Annotated in this window: 17 protein-coding genes; 6 read left to right on the top strand and 11 right to left on the bottom strand. The window is 31.6% G+C overall.

Annotated features, from left to right (window positions below):
- Positions 1 to 31: 31 nt before the first annotated feature.
- Positions 32 to 2,485, bottom strand: coding sequence for a DUF5916 domain-containing protein (locus tag B2989_RS06375; RefSeq protein ID WP_292945942.1), 2,454 nt, complete (start codon positions 2,483 to 2,485; stop codon positions 32 to 34).
- Between the two features lie 175 nt (positions 2,486 to 2,660).
- Here B2989_RS06375 and msrA point away from each other — a divergent pair, with 175 nt between their 5' ends.
- From msrA to B2989_RS06360, 3 genes are read left to right on the top strand one after another with little or no spacing between them, the layout of a single operon-like run.
- A complete protein-coding gene (gene msrA, locus B2989_RS06370) occupies positions 2,661 to 3,227 on the top strand; it encodes a peptide-methionine (S)-S-oxide reductase MsrA (protein ID WP_292945939.1) in 567 nt (188 codons plus the stop codon).
- Positions 3,217 to 3,813, top strand: coding sequence for a GTP cyclohydrolase I FolE (gene folE / locus B2989_RS06365; protein ID WP_145001588.1), 597 nt, complete (start codon positions 3,217 to 3,219; stop codon positions 3,811 to 3,813). Before msrA ends, folE begins: the two co-directional genes overlap by 11 nt.
- Positions 3,814 to 3,865: 52 nt before the next feature.
- Positions 3,866 to 4,168, top strand: coding sequence for a hypothetical protein (locus B2989_RS06360; RefSeq protein ID WP_292945935.1), 303 nt, complete (start codon positions 3,866 to 3,868; stop codon positions 4,166 to 4,168).
- Between the two features lie 30 nt (positions 4,169 to 4,198).
- Here the strand turns inward: B2989_RS06360 and B2989_RS06355 are convergent, their stop codons facing one another.
- The 3 genes from B2989_RS06355 to B2989_RS06345 all read right to left on the bottom strand — a co-directional run bounded on the left by B2989_RS06355 (position 4,199) and on the right by B2989_RS06345 (position 5,960).
- Entirely contained in the window at positions 4,199 to 4,966 is a 768-nt protein-coding gene (locus B2989_RS06355; protein WP_292945932.1) for a CDP-alcohol phosphatidyltransferase family protein, read from the bottom strand.
- A 41-nt stretch (positions 4,967 to 5,007) separates the two neighbouring features.
- A complete protein-coding gene (locus B2989_RS06350; protein ID WP_292945929.1) occupies positions 5,008 to 5,475 on the bottom strand; it encodes a DMP19 family protein in 468 nt (155 codons plus the stop codon).
- Between the two features lie 83 nt (positions 5,476 to 5,558).
- On the bottom strand, positions 5,559 to 5,960 hold the full coding sequence (locus B2989_RS06345) for a hypothetical protein (RefSeq protein WP_292945926.1): 402 nt from the start codon (positions 5,958 to 5,960) through the stop codon (positions 5,559 to 5,561).
- A 168-nt stretch (positions 5,961 to 6,128) separates the two neighbouring features.
- Here B2989_RS06345 and B2989_RS06340 point away from each other — a divergent pair, with 168 nt between their 5' ends.
- On the top strand, positions 6,129 to 6,773 hold the full coding sequence (locus B2989_RS06340) for an SDR family oxidoreductase (RefSeq protein ID WP_292945923.1): 645 nt from the start codon (positions 6,129 to 6,131) through the stop codon (positions 6,771 to 6,773).
- Positions 6,774 to 6,845: 72 nt separating this feature from the next.
- On the opposite strand, the gene B2989_RS06335 is transcribed toward B2989_RS06340, so the two are convergent.
- The 4 genes from B2989_RS06335 to thrA all read right to left on the bottom strand — a co-directional run bounded on the left by B2989_RS06335 (position 6,846) and on the right by thrA (position 12,086).
- Entirely contained in the window at positions 6,846 to 7,226 is a 381-nt protein-coding gene (locus B2989_RS06335) for a VOC family protein (RefSeq protein WP_292945920.1), read from the bottom strand.
- Positions 7,227 to 7,272: 46 nt separating this feature from the next.
- Positions 7,273 to 8,565 carry a threonine synthase gene (thrC, locus tag B2989_RS06330; protein ID WP_292945917.1) on the bottom strand — a complete coding sequence of 431 codons (1,293 nt, stop codon included), beginning with the start codon at positions 8,563 to 8,565 and terminating at the stop codon, positions 7,273 to 7,275.
- A gap of 79 nt (positions 8,566 to 8,644) precedes the next feature.
- Positions 8,645 to 9,568, bottom strand: coding sequence for a homoserine kinase (locus tag B2989_RS06325; protein ID WP_292945914.1), 924 nt, complete (start codon positions 9,566 to 9,568; stop codon positions 8,645 to 8,647).
- 67 nt (positions 9,569 to 9,635) lie between these two features.
- Positions 9,636 to 12,086 carry a bifunctional aspartate kinase/homoserine dehydrogenase I gene (gene thrA, locus B2989_RS06320; protein ID WP_292945911.1) on the bottom strand — a complete coding sequence of 817 codons (2,451 nt, stop codon included), beginning with the start codon at positions 12,084 to 12,086 and terminating at the stop codon, positions 9,636 to 9,638.
- 224 nt (positions 12,087 to 12,310) lie between these two features.
- On the opposite strand from thrA, the gene B2989_RS06315 reads away from it, so the two are divergent.
- Positions 12,311 to 13,867, top strand: a complete 1,557-nt coding sequence (locus B2989_RS06315; RefSeq protein WP_292945908.1) for an NAD(P)H-hydrate dehydratase — start codon at positions 12,311 to 12,313, stop codon at positions 13,865 to 13,867.
- A gap of 74 nt (positions 13,868 to 13,941) precedes the next feature.
- Here B2989_RS06315 and B2989_RS06310 read toward each other — a convergent pair whose 3' ends face one another.
- Positions 13,942 to 14,994, bottom strand: a complete 1,053-nt coding sequence (locus B2989_RS06310; RefSeq protein ID WP_292945905.1) for a TlpA family protein disulfide reductase — start codon at positions 14,992 to 14,994, stop codon at positions 13,942 to 13,944.
- Between the two features lie 126 nt (positions 14,995 to 15,120).
- Here B2989_RS06310 and hutH point away from each other — a divergent pair, with 126 nt between their 5' ends.
- A complete protein-coding gene (gene hutH, locus B2989_RS06305; protein ID WP_292945902.1) occupies positions 15,121 to 16,629 on the top strand; it encodes a histidine ammonia-lyase in 1,509 nt (502 codons plus the stop codon).
- On the opposite strand, the gene B2989_RS06300 is transcribed toward hutH, so the two are convergent.
- Both B2989_RS06300 and B2989_RS06295 read right to left on the bottom strand, forming a co-directional pair.
- Positions 16,621 to 17,004, bottom strand: coding sequence for a hypothetical protein (locus B2989_RS06300; protein WP_292945899.1), 384 nt, complete (start codon positions 17,002 to 17,004; stop codon positions 16,621 to 16,623). The two genes, hutH and B2989_RS06300, sit on opposite strands and share 9 nt — an antisense overlap.
- A gap of 73 nt (positions 17,005 to 17,077) precedes the next feature.
- Positions 17,078 to 19,633 (bottom strand): ATP-dependent Clp protease ATP-binding subunit, encoded by a 2,556-nt coding sequence (locus B2989_RS06295; RefSeq protein ID WP_145006604.1) that lies wholly within the window; start codon positions 19,631 to 19,633, stop codon positions 17,078 to 17,080.
- Positions 19,634 to 19,722: the final 89 nt, after the last annotated feature.

The raw sequence follows: 19,722 nt of genomic DNA, 5'->3' as shown, positions 1-19,722 counted from the left end.
TTTATAACGTATTAGGCAACTTTAAGTTGTTTTAGCTTTTTCTTTGAAATACTTTTTTTAAATCGTTATAATCTATAAAATAAACCATTCTTAAAGAAAAAGTATTACGTTGTTCTTGCTTAAATAAGTCTTCTGTACTGTCAAAAAAACCAGCTTCCGAGTTATTTGAAAAATTAAAAATTTGGTTTCTATACAACGCTGTAAGTTGGCTACCAGGAGCAAACTGCCATGTATAACTTAAATCTAAATTCCAAGTATTAAAATTAATATCTGGGTCAAAATCAGGATCACTACTTATATTGTCTTTAGTGTATATGTCAGATCTGTTTAGTGAGCCATCACTTTGTAAAGTATACATGCTATCATCATAAGTAACAGTACTTAAATAGTTTCTAAAACTTAATGTTAAAGCATTAAACGAATTAAAGTTATAACTACCAGATATGCTGGCTGTCATATCTATTCTGTCACGTTGACCAAAAATAATTTCATCATTTACTTCTTGTCCATTAACATAACCTCTGTCAGCAGTATAATTATCATAATCAAAACCTAAAACCATTAAAAATTTGTCATTAAATTTAAAACGTGGATTTAGTCCAAACCAAATGTTATTAAAGTTTTTGCGATCATCATTAAAAAAACGACCATATCCTAGATTAGCATCTAACGCAAAAAACAAATTATAATTACTAGAAATCCACATATTAGATTGTGCATAGTTTTCTGTAACAAAATAGCTGTCAAAACCGTTACGTGGTTCAAAATAGTCATATTGTTTTCCAAAATTCCAATTTCCATTAATTCCAAGGTTATGTAATGTTTTGGTCTGACCATTAAAATTAAAACCAGTATTTGCACCTGTAAAGGTATTTGGATTAGCTAATTGGTTATAGTTTAACCAAGTTCCAAAATAAGTATTATTAAAGTTTTTAGTTGGCTCAAACGTACGATAGCTAATTTCTGCATTATAGTTACTATAGTTATTTCTAAATAAGATTCCTAAATCATTAATATCATAGTTTTCATCTGCATAATCGTAAGTAACACTATATCTTATTTTCCCACTATTTTTACCAACACCTAATCTTGCAGTATATCCATTTTCTGTATCAGGAACATCATTAAATGTACTCATTTTAACTTCGGCAATTGCACCATATGTATTCTTCTTATTAACTAAGTCTAATAATAAACCTGTAACATTAGCATCTCTAAAATCACCATCTCTAGTAACATTAGTGTTGATTAATGTCACTGACGAGTTTTTATTAAACTGTTGATCCAATACCATAATATTATAATTAGCCAATGGTTCTACAATTTGAGATCGTTTAGCACCAGAATCTACATTGGTAATATCCACTTCTGTTTTTTTAGTTATAGCATTAAAAAATCCAATACCTAATCCGTTTTTAGTACGTCCTGAGACTTTAACAGCATTTAGTAATTGCACTTTTTCTGGATATTCACCAATGGTTTCATTAGCATTAAGGTTTAATCTTCCTGATGGACGATCTCCAATACGTCTAGAATAAAATAAATTACCCTTACTAAATAGGTCTACACCTTCAGTAAAAAACTGACGTTGTTCTGCAAATTGTTGCTCAAAAGGACCTAGATTTAATTGGACGTCATCAAAACCTGCTTGACTAAAATCAGGTATTAAAGTCGCATCTAAAGTTATATTTTCTGTAATTCCGTATTTAATATCTAAACCAGCTGCAAAGTCGCTTTCAGTCTCACCATCAAATGTACTTACTAATCCCGAAGCATAAGGGAAAAAGCTTAGTCTAGTAGGTGGCGTAATGTTTTTAATTCCTTTTAATTCGGCATTATATAAACCTATATTTCCTTTGGTAACATCAATAGGATTCCACGTCATTTGTTCGCGCGTTTTTCTATAATGTCTATGAAACTGAATACCCCAAGTTGGGTCTTCCTGTTGCGTAAAACGTAATGCTCTATATGGTATTTTAATTTCTACAATCCAACCATCCTTTACTATTTGGACACTACTTTCCCAAACCGCATTCCATCCAAAATCTTCACCATAATTTGGGCTTTCAACAGCATCTGCTTGTGTACCTGAGCTAAACACAAAAAACTCAGTATTGTTTTGTGCATCGTTATTTGGATTAAATATTAAACCAAAAAAGTCAGACTGTCCAAAATTATCACGTTGCGTAAATTGACGCATAATATCTTCTGGATTGTCATAACAGTAAGCAGACACGTATATACCAGAATCGTCATAAGTCATTCGGACTTTGGTTGTTTTATTGGCTGCTGCAGTATCACCAACATCAGGTTTAAACTCGGTAAAATTAGTGGCGATTTGTGCATCTTTCCAAGCAGTATCATCTAAAACGCCATCAATTTTTATAGGTATTTCTGTTCGTTTTATCTGATATAATTTTTTGTCTTGGGCTAGTGATTGATTAGATACTAGTAATGCGAAGATTAGAATAAAGAAAGGTTTCATTTAGCTTTTTGGTTGATTGTTACTGTATTAAAGACAGATAAAACTTTGCTTTGTTACAGTTTCCAAATGCAAATCTAATTTTGAAGTTAAAATAAACTCATAATTAAACGTTAAAACTCACTTCTGTTATAGTTTTCAGTGACATAAGCTAAACAGAAATAGTTATTTTTATAAGATGAAAAAAGAAAATTTAAAAGTAGCCACTTTTGCTGGAGGCTGTTTTTGGTGTACCGAAGCAGTTTTTTTAAGGTTAAAAGGGGTAGAAAAGGTTGTTTCTGGATTTACAGGAGGAGCAATTAAAAATCCTGCATATCGCGAAATTACAACAGGTAGAACAGGTCATGCAGAAGGTATTCAAATATTTTTTGATGATACAGTGATTAGTTATATAGAATTGTTAGAAGTCTTTTTTGCAACTCACGATCCAACAACATTAAATAGGCAAGGTCACGATATTGGAACACAGTATAGGTCTGCAATTTTTTATAATTCTGAACAACAAAAAGAAGAGGCTTTAGGCTTTATTCAGTTTTTAGAAAACGAAAAAGTGTTTGAAAACAAGGTGGTTACAGAGGTTACCGCTTTAGGTCCTTTTTATATAGCTGAAGCAGAACATCAAACCTTTTACGACCGAAATAGAGAAGCATCGTATTGTCAGTTTGTAATCGATCCAAAAATCACTAAATTGAAAACCTATTACAGTAATAAATTAAAAGAAAATAGCTCAAAAAATGCCCTATAAAAAATTTGAAGAGTACAATATCAAAGTGACAGATGATGTCAAAAACAGATATAAAAATATTATTGAAGATTTAGGTGAAGATACCACTCGTGAAGGTTTAATAAAAACACCAGAACGTGCTGCAAAAGCCATGCAGTTTTTAACGCAAGGTTATAATCAAGATGCAGCTAATATCCTAAAAGGAGCCATGTTTAAAGAAGAGTACAACGATATGGTTATTGTAAAAGATATCGAGTTTTATTCGCTTTGCGAACATCACATTTTACCTTTTTTTGGTAAAGCACACATTGCATACATACCTAATGGACACATTGTTGGATTAAGTAAGTTGCCACGTATTGTTGATGTATTTTCTAGACGATTGCAAGTGCAAGAGCGGTTGACACATCAAATATTGGATTGTATAAATGACACATTAAAACCAGAAGGCGTTGCTGTAGTTATTGAAGCTAGCCACATGTGTATGCAAATGCGAGGTGTACAAAAACAAAATAGTGTAACAACAACCTCAGGTTTTAGAGGTGCTTTTGAAAACATTGAAACACGCACGGAGTTTTTAAACCTGATTAGTACCAAATTAAGTTAGATTTTTGGAATACTATTTGCTTTATTTAAAATAGAATTACAAAATATTATCAATGAATTTTAATAACACAAACAAGTACACAAAACTATTTTTAGGATTAATCTTTGATGCCTTAGGTTATGTTTCCTTTATTATTCCTGGAATAGGAGAGTTTTCAGATATCGTTTGGGCTCCAGCATCTGCTTGGTTGATGACTAAATTATATAAAGGAAGAACAGGTAGGATAGCAGCAGTTTTTTCTTTTATAGAAGAAGCTTTACCAGGTTTAGATATCATTCCGTCTTTTACACTTATGTGGTTATATACTTATGTATATAGTAACAAGTCAGATAAAAATACAGTAACAACTTTATAAAACATAACAGCACTTTTTCAAGTGCTGTTTTTATTTGTAAAAACCTTTTCTAATAGCAATAAAAATAAATATCATTCCAGAATATCCTACAAAAAATGGGATAATCATGTGTTTTAACCCTAAGACTAAAAATAAAGCAATTAGTAATAACTGAAATCCTAATCCAAAAGTAGATATACTTGTCATTAACCATTTAGGAAATACTTTGCCATAAGCAGCTCTTGGATCCAAAAAGTAAATGGTTTTGTCAAATCCACCATAAAGTATTTTATATAATTTAAAAAGAATATTTACGTTGCTTTGCTTCTCACCAGCTAAGGCTGTAGGTGTTTTGGTTTCAAAAATGCGACTTGTGGTGTCACCTTCAAACTTATTTCTTAAAATCACATAATAGTAGTTATATAAAGTACCTTGTAATTGGACACCTAAAAAAGCTATAATGGTAAGCCAGATTGATGCATTAGTAACATACCAAATAGCACTAAATATAATTGCATTTAAAATAATATCTGCAACCGAGTCTAAGTAGCGTCCAGTATACGAAGGTGTTTGTTTTATTCTAGCTAACTCACCATCTGCAGCATCCAAAATAGATTTAAGTATTAAAAAAAATGCAGCTAACCAATATAGATTTTCCATAATACAATAAATAGCTATTAAGCCTGAAATTATAAATGCTAAGGTGACATGTACAGGAGTAAAATTGGTGTGTTTTAAACGATTTGCAATATGTCTTGCTATTGGTCTTCCATAATCAGAAAGATCAACAAATTTATGCGCTTTGGGTAGTTTTGACATGTAAAGTCATAAGATAGAAAGGTGTTGCGGAATATACCATGTTAATATTCAAAATAGTTTTTATTAATTGTAATGTAAGCAATTAGTAAGGTTACAATAGCTTCTTCAGAATTAAAAAATTGTGACTCAAGTTTTTCCCATTCATCTAATACAGTTTGCTTTAAATTAGACATCAATTGTCTTCTAACAAAAAGGTCTTTGGATACTGGTAACTCCGGAAACAAGGCTATAGCTTGACTTACAATTGTAGCAGATTCCTCAGCACCAATCGCTTGATAGGCATCCAATACTTGATGGGAAAAAGCTCCAGATGTATTGTAAAAAAAGTCAAACAATCCACCATTATTTAATTCACCTTCAAAAATATCAATGTAAACAAACGTTTTTTCGGGTTCAGAAAGTTGTTCAAAACTATTAACTTCACTGGCTTTGTTCCATAACACAGTACCTACCAATTCTATGATTTCGGTATCTTGTTTTTGGTTTAGCGCAAAGTCTATTTCTGTCATTAAAACATTTAATTTTAAAGTGAAGGCAAAGATACGACATTATTTTAGCTAAGTAATATGTTATAAAATAGTAGCCTTTAATTTTATTGCTGTCTTAATAATCTAATAAAAACATACAAAAAGAAAACACAAAACAACCAATCGTTTAGTCCATATATAGAGTAAAATATGCCAGCCATTTTATCTTCTATGTAAACTTGGCCAACATCATTAGTCATTATCCATTGCAACCAGACGCATCCATAAATCAATTTTTCAATAGCAAAAACAGCAACCAGCCATTTTAGATTCTTAAATCTATACGCAACGGATATATAAGCTAATCCCCAAATTAAAATCATCAGCATACCAAAATTGGACATTACATCTGGATCGTAAGTGTTAATAGTCTTGTTGGTAAAACCTCTAGAAAAAAGTATTACTGAGCTATTCATTATACCAGCAAGGATAAATCCTTTGCTAATTAATTTATTATTTATAGTCATATTTGATATTTTGAAGTTATTATTTTTTATAAGATCGATATTATAATTGATAACTTCAAATGTTAAAAAAATTAATATAAGCTTAAATAACCGTGTTTATTCTATTAAACTAAAGTTAAACCAATGTTTGTTTTTTGGTAAGCAAGCAATTAGCGGTTATATTTAAGTATGGAAAATATATTAGTAGCAGGTGCAAATGGTACCACAGGAAAAAAAATAGTAAATCTTTTAAACGAATCTCAATATTTTAACCCAATTGCAATGGTTAGAAAGGAGGAGCAAATCCCATATTTTAAAGCTAAAAATATCGAAACAGTTTTAGCAGATTTAGAGCAGGACGTTGCTGGTGCTTTTAATAAAAGTATTGATAAAGTTGTTTTTGCAGCAGGTTCTGGAGGAAAAAAAGTAGTGGAAGTAGATCAAGAAGGTGCAAAACGAATGATCGATGCATCAAATAAATATAAGGTGAGAAAATTTGTTATGTTAAGCTCTATGGGAGCAGATCAACCAGAAAAAGCTGAGCAATTACAAGACTACTTAAAAGCTAAGCACAATGCAGATGAGTATTTAAAGTCTAGCGGATTAAATTATAGTATTGTAAGACCAGGATCCTTAACTAACGGAGAATTAACCAACAAAATACAATTAGAAACAAAGCTAAATAAAAGTGGAGAAATTAGCAGAAACGATGTTGCGCAAACTTTAGTAAGATCATTAAATGATGATGTTGCAAATAATGCTACATTCGAGATTTTAAAAGGTGAAACTTTAATTGGTGATGCATTAAATACTGTATCAAAAGTTAATGGATAATCATTAAGTTGTAATCCAAACTATAAAAAAAAGCTGCCATTTGGTAGCTTTTTTTATTTTAAAATTATACTACTATTCCGCATTGTTTACTTCAATCCAATAGCCATCAGGATCTTGAAAGTAGATTTGTTGGACACCATCATCACGCACATAATCTTTTTTAGGTGTATCGCGCCAATCAGAATAATAAATATCTAAACTTTTAAGGTGTTTTACAAAAGCATCAAAATTGGGTGTTGCCAAAGCAAAATGATTGGCTTTATTAGTTTTAACCTCCAGTTCCGGTCTAGGTATTAAATGGATTTGTTTTTGATCCGTAAGTGCTAACCATCTGGTTTTGGAGTTAGAAGCTGTGTTATTAATTTCTTTTAATTTAAAAACACGTTGATAAAAATTAACCGATAGGTTAACATCCTTTACAGATAATGCAATATGGTCATGTACAAATGTCATTGTTCTGTTTGATTTTAGACTGTAAAACTAATCAAAACCGTCAATATTACGCCAATAAAAACGACTTTAAACCTTCGTAATCACTTATTTTAGTAGCTACTTTTGTTTTGTCCATTACTGCCTCAATTTGTGTTGGTAAGGCTTGCTTTTCTTTTATTACGTCTTCAACAACATCTAAAAATTTAGTTGGATGTGCAGTTTCTAAAAACACGCAATGTGCTTTAGGATGGGTTTTTAAATAGGCTTTACATCCTAAATACCCAACAGCGCCATGTGGGTCTGCAACGTAGTTGTAGATCTCGTAAATCTCTTTTAAAGCCACTTTTGTTTCTTCATCTGTAAAGCTAAAAGAGGATAAGTTTTCTTTTAATGTGCTAAAGTTGTTTTTATAGATTTCCTGGATACGGATAAAATTACTTGGATTACCAACATCCATAGCATTGCTTATGGTTTGTACTGATGGTTTTGGTGTGTAATGTTCCGTTTTTAAGTAATTAGTAACCACATTATTTTGGTTATTTGACGCAATAAAATGTTTTATTGGTAATCCTAATTGTTGTGCCATCATTCCTGCGCATACATTTCCAAAATTTCCACTAGGTACAGAAAACACAATGTCTTTATGTATTTTGTGTAATTGTTTATAGGCAAACATAAAATAGAGTAGTTGTGGTAACCAACGTGCTACATTTATAGAATTTGCAGATGTTAATTGCATTTTACTAGTTAACGTATCATCCAAAAAAGCACGCTTAACCATATCTTGGCAATCGTCAAACACACCGTCAACTTCTAAAGCTTTAATGTTTTGACCTAAGGTTGTCAATTGTTTTTCTTGAATATCGCTTACTTTTCCTGAAGGATATAAAATCACAACATTAACGCCTTTTACACCTAAAAACCCGTTGGCAACTGCGCCTCCTGTGTCTCCAGAAGTGGCAACTAATACCGTAACTTGATTGGTATTGTCTTTATTAAAATAGCCTAAACAACGCGCCATAAAACGAGCGCCAACATCTTTAAAAGCCATAGTTGGTCCATGAAAAAGCTCTAATGTTGAGATGTTATCATTCAGTTTTACTACAGGAAATTCAAACGATAAGGTTTCAGCAATTATAGTTTTTAAAACATCCTTTGGTATATCTGGACTTACAAATTGTTGCAAGGCTTCAAACGCAATATCGTTGTAACTTAAATTATCAATATTTTCAAAAAATGAAGCAGGTAAAGGTGTTATACTTTTTGGAAAATACAATCCTTTATCTGGCGCTAATCCCCTTACAACAGCATCTTTAAATGTTGTGTTTGGTGCTTTATGGTTTAATGAGTAGTAGTTCATTTTTTTATTTTTGTTTGTCTTTGTGTAAACAAAGGACGTGGTAATCTGTTTTCAATTTTTTATCTACTAGTAATGGCAATTAACTTAATATTTTCATGCCTTCTGTATTAATTTTAGATACATAAGTATTAAAGTTAATGTTCGTTTTAGCATAAATAGTAGTCATTGCTTGGGCTACAGCTTCAGCAGTTTCTTTACCTTTTGATAAAGCGAATATCGATGGTCCCGAACCTGAAATTCCGGCTCCTAAAGCACCTGCTTTTATAACTTCGGTTTTAACCGAATTAAAATGAGGGATTAATTGACTTCTGTAAGGTTCCACAACCACATCTGTTAAAGATTGGCTAAGTAAATTATAATCGTTAGTATGTAAAGCGTGGACTAAGCTACCAACATTTGACCATTGTGTGATGGCGTTTTGCAACGGAATCTGTTTTGGTAAAATAGCACGCGCTTCAGAGGTTTTAACTTCAATTTGTGGATGGATAATAGTCACAAATAAATCATCAGGCGTTGGCAATTGCAATACCTGTAAAGGCGATGTACTTTTTACTAATGTAAAACCGCCAAATAGGGCAGGCGCAATATTATCTGCATGCTCGCATCCACTAGCTAAAGCTTCGCCTTTCATAGCAAAATCTGTTAATTGGGTTTGGTTATACGGTCTACCTAACAACTCGTTTATAGCAAATACACTTCCCGCTGCACTGGCAGAACTGCTTCCAATTCCGCTTCCTGGTTTTATGTTTTTATAGATCTCTATTTCAAAACCACAATCAGGATTAGCGTGATTATATAAGGCTAAAGCCGAAACACTAGCAACATTTTTATCTGTTTCAAAAGGAAGGTTTGCACCAACAATTTTGGTTATTTTGATTCCTTTTTCAGTGGTTTTTCTAATCACCATTTCATCACCAATAGTATCTAAGCAAAAGCCTAAGACGTCAAATCCACAAGAAACGTTAGCGACTGTGGCTGGCGAGAATATTTTGATTTCGTTCATTTAAACTCCTTTTTATAATTTCCGCGAAAGCGGTACTATTTTTACTAAATGCTAACTGTGATATGCCTTATTTATTACCTATTCTGATAATATCTGCAAATAATCCGGATGCAGTAACATCTGCTCCAGCACCAGCACCTTTGACTATTAAAGGCTGTTCTGGATAACGTTGTGTGTAAAACATAACAATGTTATCTTTTCCTTCAAGGTTATAAAAAGGGTGACCTTCTGGTACTTCTTGTAAGCCTACTTTTGCTTTTCCATTTTTATATTCGGCAACATATTTTAGTTGACATTTGTTGGCTGTAGCCGAAGCATATAGTTTTTGGAAATGTGCTTCGTCATTAATTAAAGTATCATAAAAATCGTCAACTGAATCGCTTTTCAAGTTGGCTTCAGTTAAAAACGAGTCGTTTGTAATATCTTCGATTTCCATCGGAATTCCGTTTTCACGTGCAAGAATTAATATTTTTCTAGCCACATCAATTCCGCTTAAATCAATACGTGGATCAGGCTCTGTATAGCCTTCAAATTGCGCTTGTTTTACCGTGTCATGAAAATTCTTTTTATCACTAAAATTATTAAACACAAAGTTTAAGCTACCAGACAAAACCGCCTGTATACTAATTACTTTATCTCCAGATGCAACTAAATTGTTAAGTGTGTTTATGATAGGTAAACCTGCACCAACATTAGTTTCGTATAAAAAAGGTGCATTATATTTTAATGATAAATCTTGTAAGTTTTTATAGTTTGCATACTGGTCCGAACAAGCTATTTTATTACAAGCAACAACAGCAACACTTTGTTTTAAATAGTTTTCATAAACGGAAGCGACGTCTTTATTTGCGGTAACATCCACAAAAATGCTGTTTCTAAGATTAAGCTCTATTACTTTTTGATAAAACCCTTCTATGCTTGATTTGTCTGCATGATGAAATGGTTCTGTCCAATTATTTAAATCTATTCCGTTAGGATTAAAAATCATTTTTCTGGAGTTAGACATTCCAACAATTTTGACATCTAATTTTAGATTCTTTTTTAAAAAGTTATGTTGTTGTTTGATTTGATCAATTAGTTTTTCGCCAACATTTCCTATTCCTGTAATAAACACATTTAATTGTTTAGTATTGACTTCAAAGAATCGCTCGTGTAAACTATTTAATGCTTTTTTGACATCACTTTGATTAATAACTGCAGAGATGTTTTTTTCTGATGCGCCTTGAGCAATAGCTCTGACATTAATATTGTTTTTTCCAAGAGTACTAAAAAGTTTTCCGCTAATACCTTGGTGACTCTTCATGTTATCACCAATTAACGCTATAATGGATAATCCTTTTTCAACAATTATTGGATTAATTTTATGCAGCGAAATTTCGTATTCAAATGCTGTGTTTATGGCTTGTTCTGCTTGTTCTGCTTGTTCTGCATTACTAACATCTATTCCAAAACAAATAGAATGCTCAGAAGATGCTTGTGTTATAAATATGATGTTTATTTTCTCGTTAGCTAAAGTTTCAAACAATCGTTTTGAAAACCCAGGAATACCAACCATACCACTACCTTCCAATGTTAATAAGGCAACATTGTCAATATGACTAATCCCTTTAACCGTTAGATGACTTTCCTTTTTTTGATTAGAAATAATAGTCCCAAAAGCTTCTGGATGCAATGTGTTTTTGATATGTATTGGAATAGATAGATTTAAAACAGGTTGGACCGTTGGAGGATATAAAACCTTAGCACCAAAGTGAGATAATTCCATAGCTTCTTGATAAGATAAATTGGCTATTGGATACGCTTGTTTTACTAACTTAGGATTTGTGGTGTACATACCACTAACATCTGTCCAAATCTCTAATTGGTCTACTTTTAATGCTGCAGCAACAATAGCAGCTGTAAAGTCTGATCCACCACGACCTAAAGTTGTTGTTTCTCCACTTTGTGATTTAGAAACAAAACCTGGTAAAATAGTGATAAGTTGGTTAGCTTTATTAAAATAATCTACGATATTTTTATTGGTTACATCATAATTGACTTCAGCTTTTGTAAAGTTATTATTTGTAATTATTAACTCTTGGCTATTTTTTAAAACCGTATTTAGATTCAAGTCTTCCATGACTTCTGCAATGATAAATGACGACAATAATTCGCCATAACTTACTAATTTATCAGATGTTTTAGGAGACAACTCATTAATTAAATAAATACCATTTAATAGTTGTTTTAAGTTTTCAAACGTTGCATCAACTTCTTTTAAAATAGACTTAGGATTATTAACTAAGCCTTCAATAACTTTAAAATGAATGCTTTTAATTTTATCAAAAACAGTTAGATAACTTTTGTCTTTTTGTTTAGCTAACTCACCTGCTTGTAACAATTTGTCAGTGATACCACCAACAGCAGATACAACACACACTATAGGACTAGATAGTGATTCTTTTTGAAGAATGGCTATAACTTTTTTTATGTTTTGAGCAGTACCTACAGAGGTACCTCCAAATTTTAATACTTTCATTTCAAATTAATTTAAGATAGGAATTGTAGTTAAAAAACTACCCAAACGGAAGGATATATAGCTATTAACCCAAAAGGGTAATGGTCATAATTAACGTAAAAATAGTATGTCTTTTTTTCATTTTATGCATCTATACCTATCAAATGTATTACTTTTACTTTTATCAAAAAAACTAAACGTCAATTTTTGCGAGATTGATAATTATTAGCCAATATATTATTAAAATGAAAATATTTTCGAAAGAACAAATTTATGAAGGTGATGCTTTAACTGCTAAAAAACAAGGTATTACATCTACAGATTTGATGGAACGTGCAGGAACGCAAATCTTTAATTGGTTGCATATGCGTATGCAAGGTGCACAGGTTCCAATTCACGTATTTTGTGGGATAGGTAATAATGGAGGTGATGGTTTAGTAGTTGCAAGACACTTGACCACTCATGGATATAATGTAAAAACTTATATTGTTAACCATAGTACAACACGCTCTAAAGATTTTTTAAATAACTACGAACGCATAAAAAGCACTACCAAAGATTGGCCTGTTTTATTAAATGATACTAGTGAATTACCTGCTATAAATGAAAAAGATATAATAGTAGATGCTATTTTTGGTATAGGTTTAAACAGACCTGTGGAAGGTTGGATTAAGCAATTATTTAATTATTTTAGAGCTACAAAAGCTTTTGTATTATCAATAGACATACCTTCTGGTTTGGCTACAGATACAGCACCTGTGGATGCAGAGTGTGTGGTAAATGCTGGATACACTTTAAGTTTTCAGACGCCTAAATTAGTTTTCTTTTTGCCTGAAACTGCAAAATACACTGTACAATGGGAAGTTTTAGACATTGGTATTGATCCAGAATATCTTTACACCACACCAACCGAAGCGGAATTAATTGGAAAAAATGAAGTCTTACCGTTATATAAACCAAGAGAAAAATATAGTCATAAAGGAAGTTTTGGACATGTTTTAGTTATTGGAGGTAGTTACGGAAAAATAGGATCTGTTACTTTAGCTAGTCAAGGTGTACTTGCAATTGGAGCAGGAAAAGTAACAGCTTTTACGCCTAAATGTGGTTATATACCTTTACAAGTTGGTTTTCCAGAAGCAATGGTTATTACAGATGCAGATGAAGAAATAATCACATCCATAGCATTTGATATACATCCTAATGTCATTGCGTTTGGAGTAGGTGTAGGGACAGATGTTAAGACAATTGATACTTTTGAAGCATTTTTAAAAGTCAATAAAACACCTTTAGTTATTGATGCAGACGGAATTAATATATTAGCTAAAAAGAAAGCGTTATTAAAATTACTACCAGAAAACACAGTCTTAACTCCGCATCCTAAAGAGTTAGAAAGATTGGTTGGGAAATGGAAAGATGAATTTGATAAACTTAAAAAGACCAAGGCGTTTTCTAAAAAGTATAAATGCATTATTATAATTAAAGGAGCAAATACTATAACTGTTTATCAAGATAAATTATATGTTAATGCAACAGGGAATCCAGGGTTAGCAACAGCAGGAACAGGAGATGTTTTAACAGGTATAATTTCTGGATTAATAGCTCAGAGTTATGATCCATTAGTAGCAGCTATATTTGGAGTGTATTTACATGGTAAATCTGCAGATTTATTAGTAGAGGATTTAGGATATCAAAGTTTTATAGCAAGTCATGTTATTGAAGGTATTCCATTGGCTTACCTAGATTTATTTAAACAACCAGAGCAACCAGAAATAGAAAATGCTGATAGCGATGCAAAAAAATAAAAGTAAATAAATTAGAGCACAAAAAAAGCGAACTGAAAAGTTCGCTTTTTTTTATAAAATAATTGTACTTAGGATTAAATACCCATAGATGTAAAGTACTCTTTAATTTTTGGATAAGAAGGTCTTGGTGCATCAGCATTAACAATATTTCCATTTGGATCAATTAAGATAAATCTTGGAATAGAGTTAATTTTGTAACCTGTAACAAAGTCAGATTCAAAAGCATTATCTGCAAATAATTGAATGCCTCCCATTTCTTTTTCTTCAATCATTTTTTTCCAACCATCTTTAGATAATTTAAAAGATTCCTCTTTACTATCTGCTCTATAACCTCTACCATCATCAGTAGATAAACTAACAAAAGCAATGTTTTTACCTTCGTAATCTTTTTCTAAAGCTTTTAATGAAGGAATTTCTCCGATACAAGGACCACACCAAGTTGCCCATACATCTATATACACAAATTTACCTTTTAAGTCAGATAAAGAAGTTGTACCACCTTTATAGTTTTCATAATTTTCAAAAGTAGGAGAAGGTGATCCTGCAGGAAATTCTTCCTTAAGTTTAATACCACTTAAAACATAACCTTTTAATCCTTTTAACATTGGATCCACTTGCTTTCTAGCTTCTGAAATAATTGTAGAATCTATAGCTTCATTTTTGTCATAATAAGCAAGCATTTTAGTTTTAATACCCTCTAAACTAGCATCTAAATTTGAAGCATCAAGATTTTTTAAAGCTTCCACATCTACTAAATCTTGTTCAAATTTAATTCTATCCACTAAAAAAGTAGATTTCTCCGCACCTTTACCACTAAATTTAATTGACTCGTCAAACATTTTTGCGTCTAAAGTCATTTTTAAATCCATATCGTTTGCTAAAAATACAGTTGTTTGCTCTTTACCATCGTAAATTCCAAAAACACCAGTAGTTACTTTTAAAGTGTCACTAAATGTACCATCTTCCATTACCTTAATTGTTTTTTTAAAGTCTCGACCTTGGTATACAAATAAAGAATCGCTGTTTTTATTTTCTATTTTACCAGAAAAAGTGGCGTAATCTTTTGGAGCTTCTTTTTTACAAGCAACGATAGATAAAGCTGCTAAGCAAACTAATAGTTTTTTCATTATTTAAATTTTTATTTTCTCAAAAATATATAGAATAATACAAGTTTTAAAGTATTTGTTTAATTATTAACAAATACTTGCATATTATTTAAGTTATGATGACTTTTGACCAGACAAAAAATACAAATGAATACAACTCACATTATATCCTCAAAATCTTTAGATTTAGCAACAATTCAATCTATTATTTTAGAACAAAAACAATTGGAATTATCTTCAGAATCTGTTGATAAAATCAATGAATGTCGTACGTATTTAAATGAAAAACTAAAATCAGAGACAAGACCTATTTATGGTATAAACACTGGTTTTGGATCGTTATATAATGTTAAGATTAGTAATGAAAACTTAACAAAGTTACAAGAAAATCTAATGATGTCTCATGCTTGTGGGACTGGAGATTTAGTACCAGAACCTATTGTAAAATTAATGCTTTTATTAAAAATACAATCCTTAAGTTATGGTCATTCTGGAGTACAATTAGTAACAGTCAAACGTTTAATAGATTTTTATAATAATGATATATTACCTTTAGTTTATACTCAAGGTTCTTTAGGTGCATCTGGAGATTTGTCGCCTTTAGCACATATGTCTTTACCGTTAATTGGAAAAGGTAAAGTTACTTTTAAAGGAGCGGTATTAGAGGCTGAAAAGGTCTTAAAACAATTTGATTGGCAACCTATTACATTATTATCTAAAGAAGGTTTGGCGTTATTAAATGGTACACAATTTATGAGTGCTTATGGGACTTATTTGTTGCTTAAGTCTTATAAATTATCCTATTTAGCAGACCTAATTGGAAGTGTATCTATTGATGCTTTTGATGGAAGAATTGAGCCTTTTAATGAATTAATACATTTAGTAAGACCGCATAATGGGCAATTAGAAACTGCAAGTCGTGTTAGTTCGTTTTTAGAAGGTAGTCAAATAATTAGTCAAGAAAAACAACACGTACAAGATCCTTATAGCTTTAGGTGTATACCACAAGTGCATGGAGCAACTAAAGATACTTTAGCTTTTGTAGCAAAAACGTTTGAGACCGAAATTAACTCGGTTACAGATAATCCTAATATTTTTACTAAAGAAGATGAAATAATTTCTGGAGGAAATTTTCATGGGCAACCCTTAGCTTTAGCATTAGATTATTTAAAAATTGCTATGGCAGAATTAGGTAATATATCAGAAAGACGTGTGTTTCAATTAGTATCAGGATTAAGAGGTTTGCCAGCGTTTTTAGTTGATAATCCTGGCTTAAACTCAGGTTTTATGATTCCGCAATATACTGCAGCAAGTATAGTTAGTGCTAATAAGCAATTAGCATCTCCTGCAAGTATAGATAGTATTGTATCTAGTAATGGTCAAGAAGATCACGTAAGTATGGGAGCCAATGCAGCTACACAAGCGTATACTTTAATTAATAATGTAGAGCGCGTTTTGGCTATTGAGCTGTTTAATGCGTCTCAAGCATTAGCATTTAGAGCACCTTTAAAATCAAGCCAATTTATAGAGCAATTTATTTTTAGTTATCGTGAAGTAGTACCTTTTATTAAAGAGGACGAAATTTTACATGATGATATCCAAGCTTCGATTGAATTTATTCAAACTTTAGGTATAGATTCTGAAGAATTATTTTAATTCTATAGTCTTATTTAGTATTTGAATTGCCCAAAGTTTAGCGTCTTCAATATCTGAAAATATCTCGAAAGGTTTATTTAAAAATAAACGTTCGATTTCTGCATTTCTAGCTGCTAGAGTAGTGGATACTACTGCAAATCCTTTTAGGGTTTCTACTTGTGATACGCCTTTATATATTGTAGGATCTACTGCATATGAATGTATCCTATTAGTGATATATACAAATGGATTATTTTTAAAGGCTACACTAGCAAAATAGATAATCTCATCGGATATGTCTTGATTAAATACAACACCTTCATTTACTTCGGCAATCATTATATTGTCAGAAACCAATAGCGTGCAAAAAGATAATTTTGTTTTCGTAAAATTCATCAAATATAATTAATTAAAAAAGCTTCACTTAAGTTAGTGAAGCTTTTAATATTATGCAAATATATTTCTAATTTTAAGATTCTGCAGGTTTTTCTGCTTTTTCAATAGCAATAGTAATTTCATCAGTTTTTGTATCTAAATCCATTACTATTTTATCGCCTTCTTGTAATTTTGAAGTGATAATTTCTTCTGCAAGAGCATCCTCAACGTACTTCTGTATAGCACGTTTTAAAGGTCTTGCTCCATATTGCTTATCAAAACCTTTTTCTGCAATAAAATCTTTTGCTGCTTTGGTTAATTTTAATTTATAACCTAAACCATCAATACGTTTTAGTAATTTATCTAGTTCGATATCAATAATCTTATTAATATCTTCTTTTTCTAGCGCATTAAATACTATAACGTCATCAATTCTATTTAAAAATTCTGGAGCAAATGATTTTTTAAGTGCATTTTCAATAACGCTTCTAGAGTTAGCATCTTCTTGAGATTTTTGAGAAGCAGTACCAAAACCTATTCCTGTACCAAAATCTTTTAATTTTCTTGCTCCAATATTAGAAGTCATAATAATTATGGTATTTCTAAAATCTATTTTACGACCTAAACTATCAGTTAAATAACCATCGTCTAAGACTTGTAATAGCATGTTAAAAACGTCTGGATGTGCTTTTTCTATTTCATCTAAAAGAATTACAGCATAAGGTTTACGACGCACTTTTTCAGTTAACTGTCCACCTTCTTCGTAACCTACATATCCTGGAGGTGCACCAACTAATCTTGAAATCGCAAATTTTTCCATGTATTCACTCATATCAATTCTAATCATAGCTTCTTCACTATCAAATAATTGATTAGATAATACTTTTGCTAATTGCGTTTTACCGACTCCTGTTTGACCTAAAAAGATAAACGAACCAATTGGTTTATTAGGATCTTTAAGACCAGCACGATTACGTTGTATAGCTTTAACAACCTTTGCAACTGCATCATCCTGACCTATTACTTTACCTTTTATTAAATCAGGTAGTAAGGCAAGTTTATTACTTTCAGTTTGCGCGATACGATTAACAGGTACTCCTGTCATCATGCTTACAACATCAGCGACGTTGTCTTCGGATACTATCTCTTTATGTAGTTTAGTGTCTTCTTCCCATTTTTCTTGTGCAACAGCTAATTCTTTTTCTAATCGTTTTTCGTCATCACGTAAACGTGCAGCCTCTTCGTACTTTTGTTTTTTAACAACCGTATTTTTAGTCTCTCTAACGTCCTCTAATTTTTTCTCTAATTCGATTATTTGCTTAGGGACATCAATGTTTGTAATGTGTACCCTTGAGCCAGCTTCATCCAAAGCGTCAATTGCTTTGTCTGGTAAAAAACGCTCAGTCATATAACGGTTAGTTAACTTAACGCAAGCTTCAATAGCTTCATCGGTATACGTTACATTATGATGATCTTCATATTTAGCTTTAATATTGTTTAAAATTTCAATCGTTTCTTCCACAGAAGTAGGTTCAACAATTACTTTTTGAAAACGACGCTCTAAAGCCCCATCTTTTTCAATATATTGTCTGTACTCATCTAGAGTTGTAGCACCAATACATTGTATTTCTCCTCTGGCTAAAGCAGGTTTAAACATGTTAGAAGCATCTAAGCTTCCTGTTGCTCCACCAGCACCAACGATGGTATGAATTTCGTCAATAAAAAGAATAACATCGTCATTTTTTTCAAGCTCGTTCATAACCGCTTTCATGCGCTCTTCAAACTGTCCTCTATATTTAGTACCAGCAACTAAGCTTGCTAAATCTAAAGTAACCACACGTTTGTTAAATAAAATACGTGATACTTTACGTTTAACAATACGATTTGCTAAACCCTCAGCAATTGCAGATTTACCAACACCAGGCTCACCAATTAATAAAGGGTTGTTCTTTTTACGACGCGAAAGTATTTGAGACACACGCTCAATTTCTTTTTCACGTCCCACAACTGGATCAAGTTTACCTTCTTCAGCCATAGCTGTCAAGTCGCGTCCAAAATTATCTAAAACAGGTGTTTTAGATTTTTTGTTACCTTTTGCTCCAGGTGTATTAAATATGTCTTTAGAACCAGAGTCTTCTGCAGAGGAGTCATCCTGAAATGACTCAGCTTTTGGAGCTCCAGTTATATCTTCGAAGTTATCGTCGTTTGTAATCATAGACTTAAATTGTTCTTTAACATTATCATAATCTACTTTTAACTTATTTAAAAGTTTTGTAGTAGGGTCGTTTTCGTTTCTTAAAATACATAATAATAAATGTGCAGTATTTATTGATGTACTTTGAAACAGTTTTGCTTCTAGAAAAGTAGTCTTAAGCGCACGTTCTGCCTGACGTGTTAAGTGTAAGTTTTTCTTTTCGTTAGAAATTATTGTGGTATTAGGATTAGCAGGACTTAATATTTCAACTTTTCGTCTTAAATGATTTAAATCAATATCCAACGCATTTAAAATATTTATTGCTTTTCCGTTTCCGTCTCTTAATAAACCAAGCATTAAGTGTTCCGTGCCTATAAAGTCGTGTCCTAAGCGCAATGCTTCCTCTTTACTATAGGCAATGACGTCTTTTACTCTTGGTGAAAAATTATCATCCATATATTTATTCCTTTCAGCTTTAAAAATAGTAAACATAATTAGTAATGGCAAAAACTATACCTTAAATAATATGTTAATTAATTGAGGTT

This window comes from Olleya sp. UBA1516 (assembly GCF_002323495.1).
GTDB lineage: Bacteria > Bacteroidota > Bacteroidia > Flavobacteriales > Flavobacteriaceae > Olleya.
This window is presented reverse-complemented; position numbering and strand designations above follow the sequence as displayed.